The 13,686-nt window shown below is 38.7% G+C and carries 8 protein-coding genes; all 8 read left to right on the top strand.

The features are described from left to right. Positions 1-22: 22 nt before the first annotated feature. Entirely contained in the window at positions 23-589 is a 567-nt protein-coding gene (locus PARA125_RS03875; RefSeq protein ID WP_213157388.1) for a hypothetical protein, read from the top strand. A gap of 175 nt (positions 590-764) precedes the next feature. Further along, positions 765-2,258, top strand: a complete 1,494-nt coding sequence (locus PARA125_RS03880) for a leucine-rich repeat domain-containing protein (RefSeq protein ID WP_213157389.1) — start codon at positions 765-767, stop codon at positions 2,256-2,258. A 516-nt stretch (positions 2,259-2,774) separates the two neighbouring features. Further along, positions 2,775-5,366, top strand: coding sequence for an ankyrin repeat domain-containing protein (locus PARA125_RS03885; protein WP_213157390.1), 2,592 nt, complete (start codon positions 2,775-2,777; stop codon positions 5,364-5,366). Positions 5,367-5,530: 164 nt separating this feature from the next. Next, complete coding sequence (locus PARA125_RS03890; RefSeq protein WP_213157391.1) at positions 5,531-7,021, top strand: hypothetical protein; 1,491 nt, start codon at positions 5,531-5,533, stop codon at positions 7,019-7,021. 906 nt (positions 7,022-7,927) lie between these two features. Continuing rightward, positions 7,928-8,791: a KGG domain-containing protein gene (locus PARA125_RS03895; RefSeq protein WP_213157392.1), complete on the top strand. Its 864-nt coding sequence runs from the start codon at positions 7,928-7,930 to the stop codon at positions 8,789-8,791. 753 nt (positions 8,792-9,544) lie between these two features. Continuing rightward, positions 9,545-9,979, top strand: coding sequence for an Hsp20/alpha crystallin family protein (locus PARA125_RS03900; protein WP_213157393.1), 435 nt, complete (start codon positions 9,545-9,547; stop codon positions 9,977-9,979). Between the two features lie 1,039 nt (positions 9,980-11,018). Then, a complete protein-coding gene (gene sctD, locus PARA125_RS03905) occupies positions 11,019-13,280 on the top strand; it encodes a type III secretion system inner membrane ring subunit SctD (RefSeq protein WP_213157394.1) in 2,262 nt (753 codons plus the stop codon). 111 nt (positions 13,281-13,391) lie between these two features. Next, on the top strand, positions 13,392-13,637 hold the full coding sequence (locus PARA125_RS03910) for a DUF5398 domain-containing protein (RefSeq protein ID WP_213157395.1): 246 nt from the start codon (positions 13,392-13,394) through the stop codon (positions 13,635-13,637). The last annotated feature ends 49 nt before the right edge of the window (positions 13,638-13,686 follow it).

Genomic DNA, 13,686 nt, shown 5'->3' on the forward strand with positions numbered 1-13,686 from the left:
TTTGACTAACATGAGAATAAATATGAGCGAAATGCTAGCAAAAGCTGAAAGAGGTAAAATTTCTGAGGCGGAGCTAAAAGAAGTAATTTATCGCATTGAAAACCTTACGGATAAGCCTAACCTTGAAGTTTTGCTAGCCATACTGGGGGAGACAAGAAAATTTGAATATAAAAAAATATTAGAAAAATTCTTAGTTTATCCGGAAGAGCCCATGATCTCTCGCAGCGTGGCCATCATCTTGTTCCAGGATTGGGGAATTGCGGATCAATATTCCCCTTACATTAAGGAGATGATGAAAGGGGCTTCCTGGGATCAAGATGAACAAGTGCGTCTTATTGCATTAAGGGTAGGAGGGCAACTATTTAGAGATACTAAAGATAAAGAATTTTTAAAAATTTTGATCGATGTGTTTGAAAATAAAGTTGTAGATATGATCACACGAGGGTGTGCTTACGCAGAGATCGCAGAATGCACAGGAGTGCTTCCCCAGGATTTACCAGGTGTGGGAGCTTTATCTCACCATTTAGAAAAATGGGTAGATGAAAATGTGCTTGCTCGAGCTTATCAACTACTCAAAGAAAAAAAATAAAAATTGTTCTGAAAATTTATTTAACAGCAAAGAAATGATATAGAGTGAGGGCTGTGATTTGTCCAGGCTCGAAAGCTATTGTACAAAATTTTGAAACATGTTTAATGATAAAAAATTTCACCCAGATGCATTGCATAAGATAATCCCTGAAACCTGCTAAAAAGAAATTAAAAACATGCCAATGCCTAAAAACTTATCAGTGGAAGCTTATCTAGCTACTTTAAAAGAAAAGGGAATAAAAACTTTTAGTTTTTATGGTTATGGTTGGGGTGACCAAGAACTATTTTTGCTGGCAAAATACTGTCCTCAAATGGAGTCTCTTCAATTTTCATGCGAAATTTCTGATGAAGGCTTAAAATTTTTAGCTCTATTTCCCAAGTTATCCAGTTTGTCAATAGACCCGGCCTACAGCCTAAGTGAGGAGGGCATACTCATTTTAGGTTCACTCCCTCATTTAACTCATCTGCAACTTAATGAGTGTCACATTGATGAGCGTTTTGCCAAATGCCTTTCTTCTTCTAAAACGCTTTTATCGCTCGATCTTAATAATTGCGAATATTTAATGGATTGCGATCTTGAAGCTTTATCTGCCTTAAAGCAGCTCCAACTTTTAGCTCTTGGGAACCAACCAGGATTGACGGATGAAGGGCTAAAATGGTTACAAAAATTTCAGTCTTTAAGCCACTTATGCCTTGCAAAATGCATAAATATTACAAATAAAGGGATCCTCTATTTGGCTTCTATAAAGAATTTATCGGTCCTAAATCTCAGAGAGACTTCTATCAATGATCAGGGATTGCAAGCAGTCGCAGCCCTTCCCCATTTGGAAGAGCTGTTTTTAGAGGGGTGTGGCCAAATTTCAGATCAAGGCCTTAAAACGATTGGTACCATCCAATCACTTAAAGAGCTCGATTTGGAGCAGTGCGGAGCAATTACTGATAGGGGAATTCACTACCTAAAATCTTTGAGGCACTTGGAACGTCTGAATTTAAGCCGTTGTAATATTACAGGTGCAGCGTTAGAGCCCATTGGCGCTTTATCATCGCTTGTTTATCTCAATCTTAAGAGTTGTTATAACCTCACTGATGAAGGGTGCCAAATCCTTTCTCAACTCCGCGGTCTTATTGAATTAGAACTTTCTTATTGCCACGCTATTGGCGATTTCACCCTTGCCCATTTAAAATCTTTACCTCATCTGGAAGTTTTAAACTTACATGGATGCCTACTTTTAACAGACGAGGGGCTAAAAAGCATTACTCAGATAAAAAGCTTGAAAACTCTCAATTTGCGCAATTGTGACAAAGTGTCTGATGATGGCTGTCGAATGCTTAAGCAGCTAACGCGCCTCGTTAATCTTGACCTTACTTATTGTCCAGCCATCAGCGATTTGGCACTTGGTTTTATTCAAAATCTTTCTTGTCTTGAAAGGCTTACTTTATGGGGGTGTTCGAAGATAACAGATGAAGGATTAAACCACCTTATTTCTTTAGAAAACCTAACTGAGCTTAATCTGAGGGAGTGTTATAAGTTGACTGAAAAAGGGATTTTAGGCCTTGTTCAAAACTTAAAAAAATTATCACTCCTTTATCTGAAAACCTCTAAGAATATTTCTCCATCCATAGAAACTACTATTAGAGAAATGCGACCTGGGCTGGAAATAATTTTCTAAATTTAACCTACCTTTTCTAATTGTGCTTTAAGCCAACCTTTTCCATTTTTCAAGTCTTAAGAGTTTCTGGGATTTTTAAGATAGGTTTCTGATGAGAATGAATAAATTCTAGCAACAACCTTCCTTTAGTTTTCCTAGAAGAAGGTGCTTTTTTTACCTTCTGTGTCAAGTTCCCTTCTACCTAATTCCAGATTGTTTTTAAGGCTTATACCCGTACCTTAAGCAGCTCAGGGTGAGGGTTGCTTAATATCACATCGTGCATCCTACTTTTTCACATCGATTAGCTGCAACCTAGTAACATAAGTAGATGGGACAAAAAGCCAGGTATAACAATTTGTGACAATATTTTTTCTCTCAATTTTTTGAGCCATCAGCTTAACCTTTTATCAGTTAATAAGTTTTTTCGAAAATAAATAACCTTATTGTAAATTTATAATTTGTGGAAAAAGACAATTAAGCTATAATTTTATTTTTTTGAATAAAATGTGGCATTAATAGAAGATACTTGGCTTAAAAATGGATAAGATTGGTTTTTTCACTCCCGTTAAATCTAGCGACTCGGTTAAATCTCTTAAGCTTTTTCTTCTAGAAAAAACGGACAGCTATTTCTACCTAGGGGGGAAAAGAGCGGAAATTATTTCTACCCCATCAAAAGGGCAGGCAATAGAAGTCAAATTAGTAAATAGCCGATGTTCCTTATTAGCAGTAGCGTTAAAAGTGGCCTCTTATTGCACTCTCCTCATGCCAGCTTTAGCGCTAACGGCAAAAGTTTTTCTACGCTCAAACTATGATTTTTATGTATTCCATGGAGAAAAACTACCTAGCGCTAATCTTAACTCTTTAAAGACTTCTATAAAAAATGAAAATCAAGAGGATAAATTCCGCTTGAAATCTCCTTCAATAGCTAAGAGAACGGTCGCAGCTGCCAAAAGCAAACATATTCCTGCAGATTCTCAAGGTTCTACTCTCTCCACACTTTTCCAGAGCACCTTAGGGGCTAAGCTTTCCAACGAAAGTGAATTAGAGTGGCATGAACGCTCCTATTCTTTAATTTTAAAAGCTTGCGAAGATGAAAACTGGGGCCTCCTTTCACAGTTTCAAAGTAAAGTTTCCGCCTGCGTAAAAGCTGCAGATCAGTCTATTGTTATGCATTTCTTGCTGACTGAAAATGATGAAATGATTAAAAAAATTGTCGCAAATAACTTGTATAGAACTTTGGTAGGTAAGGATTCAGATCATGTTATCCATGCTGTTGTAAGAAAAGGTCTTCGCAATTTAGCTCCCCTATTTTTTAGGCGCTCAGGTACATGTCTTGCCCGATTGAGTGCATTAGATTCAAGAGGAGCAAATTTACTTCTTAGTGCAATCGAAGGAGGACAAAACGCCTTCATACCTATCTGTTTACGATATGGCAATCATCCTAGCCAATATCTCATGTATAATAACTTTCGTCTCAATGCCCTTTCTTTTGCTATTTATAAAGGATTCATAGAGTGCTTAGACCAATTTGTGGAAGCCGTACAAGAGCTGCGACAAACAAGCAAGATCAATTTTTCCCAAAATATAGAACAGATTGGCAATATTTTACATTTAGCAATTTGGATGAATCAACCTGAAATGCTGCGGCATCTTCTAACAAAGTATCGAAAGAAAGCTTTGCCGCTTATTGAAGGTGAAGATTATGAAGGCAAAACTCCTCTCATGCTTGCTGCATCCTTGGGAGATCTTCAGAGTTTAAAAATCTTATTAGACGCAAAAGCTTTAATAGAAGCCAAGGATAGCATGGGGAGAACAGCTATGCATTATGCTGCTCAGAATAACCACAAGCATGCGATTCGCTTTTTAAGCAAAGAGGGAGCTGATGAAAGTGCGCGAGATGATCAGAATAAAGCTCCTAGTGATTTGGGCGATGAAGCAACCCGTGATCTTCTTTTTAGCTTAAAATCTAATAGGCAAATAGATGAGCGGATGTCGATAGACTGTATGATTCAAGATCCCCATAATTGCATCTTTTACGGGGGAGGAGCGCAGGGTTTAGTTTTCTTTGGGGTTGTTAAAGCCTTAGAAGAACTACAGCTGCTTGGCGGGATGAAAAGGTTTGCCGGGACAGGTGCAGGGGCCTTGGCAGCGCTTTTTCTTGCTCTAGGCATGAATGCCTCGCAACTAGAATATACACTGAAAGAGACAGTAGTAAAGGAATTACTCGATCTTTTGGCTGTGGAGCTATCAGAAGAAAAAAAGCAAAGTTTTAACGAATATTTAGAAACCGTTCAGAAAGCGGCATCTATCACTGGCAAAGTAGGGATTTCTTTACTAAAAACTTTAACTGCTTCAATGGGTTTGAGACTAGGATGGACAAATGGGGAAAAATTAAAAAATTGGCTTAACGAACTCATAAGAGAACATACAGGTATTCCTAATTGCACTTTCGGAGAGTTAGCAGCCCAAATTAAAGAAGGGAGCAGGAGTAAAATTACTTCAAAAAAGTTCAAGCATTTACACATGATTATAACCGATTTAAAAACCTTCTCTCTTCTCCACATAAATTCTGAATCTAAGAAATGGAAAAATTTTCTAATTGCAGATGCTGTAGTGGCGTCTTCTGCCTATCCTGTATTCATGGCCCCGCAAAAAATGAGAGAAAAGATTAATGGGGAGCTGGTTGCTAACCAAAGCTACCAATGCTCAGAGGGTGGAATTCTTCTTACTTTACCCGCAGAAATTTTTGATCGAAAAGAAGAGGAAGGTGGGGGGGATCCTCAATCAGCCCTGCCGCAATTTAATCGCCGTTCTATTGCTTTTTGTTTTGAACCCACTAAACTCGCTCGGTTTGAGGATGAGAGTCCCGACGCTTTTCTTGGAAGTATTCTAGCTAAAATTTATATGAATTCAGAACCTATAAATAGGCAGATACCTTCAGGTAGGCACGAAGAGAGGCTTGTAAGCGTAATGGATGGTGGGACTCAAACCACAGAGTTAAATATTAAATCCCCCAAAGAAGAAGGGGATAAAGCTATTGATAATGCTTATTTAGTTGTAAAAAAATACTTTGAGGAAAGAAAACGTGAGGCTGAAATTTTTTTTAAGGATTGCCCTAATAAAAATTAAATACCTCAAGGGAAGAAAAATATTTGCGTTCAAATAAAAATTTAATTGAAACTGTACATGCTTTGGCAAAATAAGCTAGCTTGATTGGCTCAATTGAAATGAATAGGAAATAATTCTAATTAATAACTTTTTAACTTTTTTTAATTAGCTGAAGAGAAGAGATTATGCCCTACCAGATTTACGAAAGTCGCGAAAGCTTTTATTCTAAAGTAAGGGAATTAACGGAGATTAGCAAGTCTAATAATATTTTTTTAAATACAAAATTGGAAAAAACTTCTAGGCGGGATCCCAAGTTATTGCGGTGGCTCAAGTGGCTCGTTTCTCTTCTTCCTAACGTTCACCTAGCGCAGACCTCTCCTTTAAAAGTTGCGCAGGAAGTGGCTAAATTTGCAGAAAAACATCAAAAGTTTTTAGGGAAAAAAGATCAATTAGATTTGATCGAGGTAGTGGAGGTGCTCAAAACTAGATGTCACAGCTTTGCAAGGGGAAAGGAAAAAAAATTTGATAATGTCCTCCATAAAATCCAAACTTTAGTGCCTGCCATCGAATATTCCCATACACTCTGCGACCTCCCGCAGGAAATATTTGAAGGCGTATTGAGTTACATTGGAAGCAACGACTATGAAAACTGCATGAAAGTCAATACCGGCTGGAACCAAACAATAGTAAAAATCGCTCAAAGGAAAGAAGTTTCGCTAGTCAGTCATTTTATTCGATTTGCAATGGCTCATTGTGGCTCTCAAGCCACTCCTTTCCTTTTTGAAGAAAAATTTTACCTTAGAAATTTCTTGGCCTTTAAGGCAAGTGCTCAGCCAGAGAAAAGGCTAACTTACTTAAAAAATATAAAAAACACTCTTGACTTTTCAAAACTAACGACTATAGCTCAATTAAAAGGGCATATTTATAGTGAAAAAATTAAATTTTTGATTGCCGTGTGTTCTTTTTATAGAAGAGATTTGGAAGTTTTAAATGAGCAAGCAAAAGGGATGGAGTTCCCTTGGCTTTTTCATGATATTTTTAAGCCTGAAATCAATAATCAAAGTTATATGCTTAATGGCATAGCAAAACTAATGGAACAAGGGCTTTATGATAAAGTTGCCGAGATCGCAGATTTAATTGATGAGAACCATGATTCACTCATAGATCTAACTTTAGAATTGGCATTAAGAAAACAGCTCCCCCAAGCAATTAAAATTGCTAATAGGATCCATCGTGACAAACGAGAAGAAACATTTAAAAGTATATGTATTCTATTAATAATAAATGACCAATGTGGAGCAGCGATTAAGGTTGCGAAGAAAGTTAAGAGAAAAGACCTATTAGAAAGCATATGTGAACATTTGCTTAGATTTTCCTCTAAATTAGCAGAAGATAAGCAATTTGATAAGGCTTTAGCGATTGCAAATCTGATCTTTGATGAAAGAATTAAAGACGATGCTTTTTCCTCTATCTCTGCATCTTTAGCAAGACTTCAACATCTCGAGGAAGCAACCAGGATTGCCAATATGATTTCTCATGGATATAATAAAAGTTTTGCTTTGAGTGATATTTCTCGATTGTTGGCAAAAACTCATCAGCTTGATAAAGCATTAGTGGTGGCGAATGCTATACCTTCCAAAGACGTCAAAAGCAAGGTCCTCGTAGAGATTTCTTAAGATTGGTTAAAGCTTGCCAATTTAAGAAGATGCTAGGAATTATCTCTACAACTTCTCATGAAATTCATAAAAACTAATCTTTCTTTAAAATTGCTTGTATATTGGCAAAACCTGGCCTATTAGAAGATGGGCTAGAATACGTAAAAGCAGAGCAGCTTGAGAAAACACTAGGAATTGCAAATACAACTTTTAACAAATGACAGGCTCTTGTCAATCCATTTACCTAATGACGGCACAAAAGGTGCCGCTATAAGACTGCCAGAGTATTTTGTTGCTAATAGAATCCATTTCTGTCAAATCTCCAAATAGGTTTCTTTGCCAACTTTGTCGATTTTTAATGCCTCGAATAGGTGTTTTTAATAAAAACTGGAAGCTATTTGCAAAAATGTGAATAGCAAAAGCTTCATACCGGTTTTAGGTGCTCGGTGCTCTTTGTTTTTTATTAAAAGCACATTTAATTAAAAAGAGGGTGAATTGTTAATGCAATTCTAATGTAATTAGAGTGCAAGAAAAGATTGATAAATTACTTCTGAATTAGCCATTTAATTAGCAGTTAACTAACATCCTCTACAAATTTATAACCATGCTCTTAATCAGCCTAAAAGCGATTTTAATGTTGATTTACTGAAAGTTAGAAAACAAAAATAGAAACACTAGAAAATTTATCTATCGCTTGTTTTTCTGTTGTTTTTGAAAAAAAATTAAATTTAGTTGAGTTTTCTCTTGCCACACAAATTAATCTTTTTTATAACCCTTAGTTAGGTGGTAATATTATAGTTTATCATTTATGTGCGAATAGTTGAATTGAGTTTGGTTTAATTCTCATTATCGAAACACGCAAGCTAGCAAGCATTTAACTTCTTATCATCTGTCAGTGCTTTTTACTAACAAATAAAGGAGGTTATTATGGCAGCCAAAAAATCATCTAGAATGAGCCGTCAAGAAGCAGGCCGCAAAGGAGCAGAAGCTCGTTGGGGTAAAGAAGCCGGCCATGGAGGACGTGGAGGCGGACACGGAGGACGCGGAGGCGGCCATGGTGGGCGTAGCGGCGGACGTAGAGGTCATGGCACTATGACCCTGCAAGAGGCAGGCCATAGAGGCGGGAAAGCGGTTGCGGAAAAATATGGCCCAGAATTTTATGAAGAAATTGGCCGCAAAGGGGGTCGAACTGTTGCTTCTAAGTATGGGCCTGGGTTTTATCGAGAAATTGGACGCAAAGGAGGCGAAACAGTTGCTGAAGAGCGTGGCCCAGAATTCTATGAAGAGATTGGCCGCAAAGGTGGCCGGGCCGTCGCCTCTAAATATGGTCCTGGATTTTATCGAGAAATAGGGCGTAAAGGAGGTGAAACAGTTTCTGAAGAATATGGTCCAGAGTTTTACGAAGAGATTGGTCGTAAAGGCGGGCATGCTCGTTGGGGCGAAGAAGAAGAGGAAGACTATGAAAGCGGCTATCGAGGCGGTAGAGGTCGATCAGCCCGTAGGGGTAGAGACTATGATGAAGAAGACGAGTATGAAGACGAGTATGAAGGCTATGATGAGGAAGAGGAAGACTATGGAGATTATGACGAGGAGGAAGGCTATTACGGCGAACACGGCGACTATGATGAGGAAGAAGAAGACTATGGCCACCGAAGAGGAGGCCGCCGGGGAAGAAGCAGCCGCCAAGAGGCTGGACATAAAGGAGGAGAAGCCGTTGCTTCTAAATACGGCCCCGAATTCTATCGAGAAATAGGCCGCAAAGGGGGCCAATCTCGTAGAAGAAACAGATAGTAAGCCCTATTGCTTCGTACGTCGGGAATGCGATTTTAAGTTTTCCCGACGTTTTCTTGGATGAAAAAGAGAAATTGGCAGAGGCATTGCAGCGGAATGGGAGAGGCGCAGGAAGAAGCGAGGCTGGTGGCCAAATCTTAGAGGTATTAAAGGATAGATAGAATTTTTGCATTTTTTAACCGTTTATAACCATTTAGGTAGCGATTTTGAAAATAAAACACTAGGAAAAGCCTAGATGTTAAAGAAAAAGGCGGATAGTTCATCGATTTGGATGTTTTTCTCTTATAAAAAAGGGAGCATAAGGATCGAAAAATTTTTTTCACCCACCTGAAAAGAGCAGTAAGTAGCAAGAGGTAAAAGAAAAGTTTTAGCTTCTTTAGGTCTTGGAGTGGCATATTTAGCTTAAGCAATTCTTTGGAGAAATAAGGCAGATCTCTTCAGCGAGTTTCCCCCTCACAATAGCTTTATTAAAATAGCAGTCCCTTTAGTTGAAAGATTTTTAGAAAGAAAAAGGACTTCTGAAGTATTTATAAAAGCTCCCATCAGCTCAATGAGCTTTTAGAGGGGGGCTCCTTTTACAAAATAAGGGGAGAAATTAAGTGTTTTGTAGGCTCTAGAACTAGACAAAAAGCGGTTAAAAACTTTCAAAGTATCACCGCATTTTTTGTTGACAGCATTTACAGTGCTGTGATAAGCAAAATATTGCATTTATATCGTTCATTTTTAATCTTAAAACTATTATGGAGGTATGAAATGGCTAGCAACTTATTCCCTTCTATTTTTAACCGTAATCCTTTATTTCGTGTTCCCAGAGGCTTGACATACGATCTTGAACAGCTAGTTGAACAGCTGGTGCCAGAGTCAAGTGAGCAAGGGCTTACCATTTATGAAGATAAAAATAATCGCATTGTAGTAGAAGCTGCTATGCCAGGTTTAACGCCAGAAGAGATTGAAGTGCATTTGGATAAAGGAGTTTTGTGGATTAAAGGCCAGAAAAAAGAAGAAGAAAGCGATAAAGACAAAAAATTTCACCGAAGGTCTGTTCGTTCGTTTTTTTATAGCGTAGTTCTTCCTGAGCAAATTGATGACAAGCAGGAGCCTCAAACTTCTTACAAAGAGGGGATATTGCAGATTACTTTTCAAAAGGCAAAATCGTCTGAAGCTAAGCGTATTACCGTCAAGCGGTAAAAAGTTAGGCGGGTAAATTAATAGAATTAAACCATTAGTTTTCCTCTGCAGTTTAAAAAGGGCGAGGCTGTTTAAAAGTAGGGATGCTTATTCTAACTTAAAAAAAGCCTATTTGCCCCTTATTTAAGCTGTGTCAACAGCCTGCGCAAGAGTATGCAACCTTTTTTGTCAAAAGGCTTGGGAAAGATGTTAGGCTATCGCCCGTTTTACTAGATTTCTTAGCTACCAAAAGAGGTCTATGAATTGATGGGCAATTTTGATTAAGCTTACTTTGAATTTTGCCTTATTTTTTTCCTGACGAAAGATCTTTCGGGACTCTCTTGGTATTTATTTAAATCTTGGGTAATTGTTTTAGACTCTTGATATTGTTTTTTGAAAAGCCTATTTACATCTTGGGCTCACAATCCCGCTTCTTTCAAGCCTTTTTAAAACCCCTTCCTAAAATCATTCCTAAGTTTGCATCGCTGGGGACAATTTTTCTTTCCCCTTTAAGCCGCACAAGATGGGCTAGTTTAGCCTAGTAGAGGTTTAGCTTTTTGCTATCCTTATAATAGATAAGGCTAGAAATCTGGGGTTTTTTCCTCTTTTGGCAAAAAAGGTAAGGTGGGCAGAGTTTTTTTAAGCCATAGGGATAATATTTCCGTTTAACCAAATTCCTTTGGCTTTCTAACTATCCCTCTGCTGAAAAAGGTAAAATTTTAAGAAAGCTTAAACCTTCCCGAGTTGAAGCTCTCTTTAAAGGATATGGTTGAGTGAAAAGGGTGGAGAAAAAGGGCGCGCGAACCAAAGCTCTCTTTTAAATTGCTTTGCGATTAATAAAGAGGGCACGATTAAAGGTCGTTAGCCTGCCCTTTGGCTGTAAAGCTCTTTTTTCCTAGCTGGAATGCTCATTAAAAGCGAATTTGTGATATAATTGGCTTCATCTTAATAAAGGGATTTTTAACGCCTCTCTGAAAACTGGCATGAAAATTGTATCATTATATTAAGAAATGATACATGCTTTTATGTTCTAATGTGGTTTAAAACGGATTGAAAACTTATGTCGGCTAGGTTAATTGCAGAAGATGGATTACTCAAAGGGCTTGCCCTTTTTCTCAACAAAGGTGATCAATGGGTGATCGGCCGAGATCCTGATGAATGTCAACTTCTGGTTGAAGATCCGGAAGCTTCTGGCAAGCATGCGATTTGCCGCAAAACACCCGAAGGGATTATACTAGAAAACCTAAGTATCACTAATCCCGTTCAGATCAACAATCAAGAAGTTAAGGCACCTTACCTTTTACGTGAAGGGGACAGTATTAAAATTGGAAGCGGCACATTTCGCTTTCATGTAGGGACAGATTCTGAATCTTCCGAAGAGAGCTCTCTCGATGGGCCAGATGTCGCTCAGCATGTAAAAGAGCTGAAAGAAGATTTATTAAATGAGGAGCCAGAGGAAGAGCAGCTTGGGGAATTGCCGGAGGGAGGAGAATCTGAATCCCAGAATGAACCCCAAGGGCAAGAAGCGGGTGAAGGTCAAAAAGTAGAAATAGCTCCTCAAGAAGAAAAAGAAGAGATAAAACCATTAGAACCTTCAGAGCCTGAAGAAAATAGAGAAAAAGCGGAAGGGGAAGAGTCCGAATCCCAGAATGAACCCCAAGAGCAAGAAGCGGCCGAAGATCAAAAAGTAGAAACAACTCCTCAAGAAGAAAAAGAAGAGATAAAACCATTAGAACCTTCAGAACCTGAAGAAAATAAAGAAGAAACAGTGGAAACCCCTATGAGTATTCCTAACGAAGTTGAAGCCCCTATTAACGAAGAAGAAAAATTATCCGAACACCTCACTTCCAGCAGGGACGATGAGGGCACAGACCCTTTCTCCGCTGACGACACGTTATTTGAAGAAGAGGAGGGGGAAGAGCTCGCTGAGATTAATTTTGGTCTCGAAGAAACAGGGCGTTGGATGTTAAAAGTAGTGGGAGGACCCAATAATGGGGCAGAATTTTCTCTTCAGCCCTCTCATAACTACATTATAGGGACTGACCCTAACGCCTGCGACGTAGTTTTTCACGATACCAGCGTTTCCCGTTCACATGCCAAAATTACCCTTGATGAACAGGAACATCTTTTTATTGAAGATCTCAAAAGTCGCAATGGAACTCTGGTAGATGGAGAGCCTCTGAAAGAAAGAAAGCCTCTTCAAACCAATGTGCTTGTGACGATGGGCACTACCTCCTTTATTATTTTTGACCGAGAAGGTGAAATGCATACCATTATTTCACCTTTGCTCCCTTCTATTGTCAAAGTCCTTCAAAAAGAAGAGCCGCTAGCTGAACCGATTGCTGTCCCAGAAGAAGAGGCCGCCCCCTCTGTCGCAGACGTAGCCCTCCCCCCTTCTGAAGAGAAAAAGTTAGATACATCTGCGCACGCTTTGAGCGCCTTTATTTTAATTGCGATTATTACAGGACTTTTTGCCCTGGTTGGCATGGGAATTGCAACCCTCTTTCAAAGTAAGCCGGTAGAAAGGCAAGAAACGGCAGATTCCGAGAAAAAAATTGCAGAGGCATTAGCAATGTTTCCAGGTGTTAAGTATTCTTTTAATACGTCCACGGGAAGATTGCTTTTAGTGGGGCACGTTTTGACCGCAGTGGATCGGAATCAACTTTTGTATAATTTGCAGGGTTTGCCATTCATTAAAAGCTTAGACGATACAGGCATTGTCATTGACGAATATGTTTGGAAAGAGGTTAATCAGGTTTTATCCCGAAATCCTCTTTGGAAAGGAGTGACTGTCTATGCTCCCACTCCTGGACATTTCGTTTTATCTGGTTATTTGAAGACCCGTAAACAAGCTGAGCAATTATCCGATTCTTTAAGCTCAAGCTTTCCTTATTTAGACCTTTTAGAGAAAAAGGTAGTCGTGGAAGAGGATGTGGTTTCTAATGTATTATTTCAGTTGCAAGGTCAGGGGCTGAGGGACGTAAAAGTGTCCATGCAAGAAGGGCAGCTCACTTTGGGTGGAAATGTGGATCCAAAAAAACTGAAAACTTATGATGCGCTAGTGGAAGGATTTATGAAAATTCCAGGCGTGCGTTCCTTACAAAACCTAGTTGCTGAAAGAATGCCTGCTAGTGCTATTGAAAATATTACGAATCAGTACAGAGTCAATGGGTTTTCTAGCCAGGGGAATGCCCTAAGCGTGGTCATTAACGGCCGAATTTTACAGGCGAACGATGTCTTAGACGGAATGACAATTAAAGAGATTAGATCCCATATGATTCTGCTTGAAAAAGATGGGAGAAAATATCAGATTGATTTCTAAAAGGGGTGTAAACAAAAAATTTTAGCTCCCCTTGCAAGAATAACCTTGTTGTGGTAGAGTAAAATTAGTAAAGTGTTTTTATTGCTTGCATCGTATCAAGTTGAGGTATAAATGTTTGGACTTGAGAAACAAAAAAAAGATCAAAAAAGTGAAGAACTCCTATTCGAGATCGAAAAAGACCTAGCCGATCCGATGAGATTGCGAGCTTTAAAACAAAAAATTGAACTCCGCGTTCAAAAAGTTAAAGAGATTTTGAGAGGGGGAGAAAATAAAGAAGAGTTTGACCAGTATGGCGCTCTTCTGCATGGATACACCTCTATGCTTAAAGTTATTTCTCGGTATAAAGCAAAGAAATAAAGGGTGAGTGTTCAATAGGGGATCCATGGAAACCCATTTTGGGGTTTAT

The organism is Parachlamydia sp. AcF125 (assembly GCF_018342475.1).
Classification (GTDB): Bacteria; Chlamydiota; Chlamydiia; order Chlamydiales; family Parachlamydiaceae; genus Parachlamydia.

What these genes read in the sequence shown, in the direction of transcription:
- PARA125_RS03875 (WP_213157388.1), top strand. Translation starts at nt 23, where the DNA reads ATGAGCGAAATGCTAGCAAAAGCTGAAAGAGGTAAAATTTCTGAGGCG.
- PARA125_RS03880 (WP_213157389.1), top strand. Translation starts at nt 765, where the DNA reads ATGCCAATGCCTAAAAACTTATCAGTGGAAGCTTATCTAGCTACTTTA.
- PARA125_RS03885 (WP_213157390.1), top strand. Translation starts at nt 2,775, where the DNA reads ATGGATAAGATTGGTTTTTTCACTCCCGTTAAATCTAGCGACTCGGTT.
- PARA125_RS03890 (WP_213157391.1), top strand. Translation starts at nt 5,531, where the DNA reads ATGCCCTACCAGATTTACGAAAGTCGCGAAAGCTTTTATTCTAAAGTA.
- PARA125_RS03895 (WP_213157392.1), top strand. Translation starts at nt 7,928, where the DNA reads ATGGCAGCCAAAAAATCATCTAGAATGAGCCGTCAAGAAGCAGGCCGC.
- PARA125_RS03900 (WP_213157393.1), top strand. Translation starts at nt 9,545, where the DNA reads ATGGCTAGCAACTTATTCCCTTCTATTTTTAACCGTAATCCTTTATTT.
- sctD (WP_213157394.1), top strand. Translation starts at nt 11,019, where the DNA reads ATGTCGGCTAGGTTAATTGCAGAAGATGGATTACTCAAAGGGCTTGCC.
- PARA125_RS03910 (WP_213157395.1), top strand. Translation starts at nt 13,392, where the DNA reads ATGTTTGGACTTGAGAAACAAAAAAAAGATCAAAAAAGTGAAGAACTC.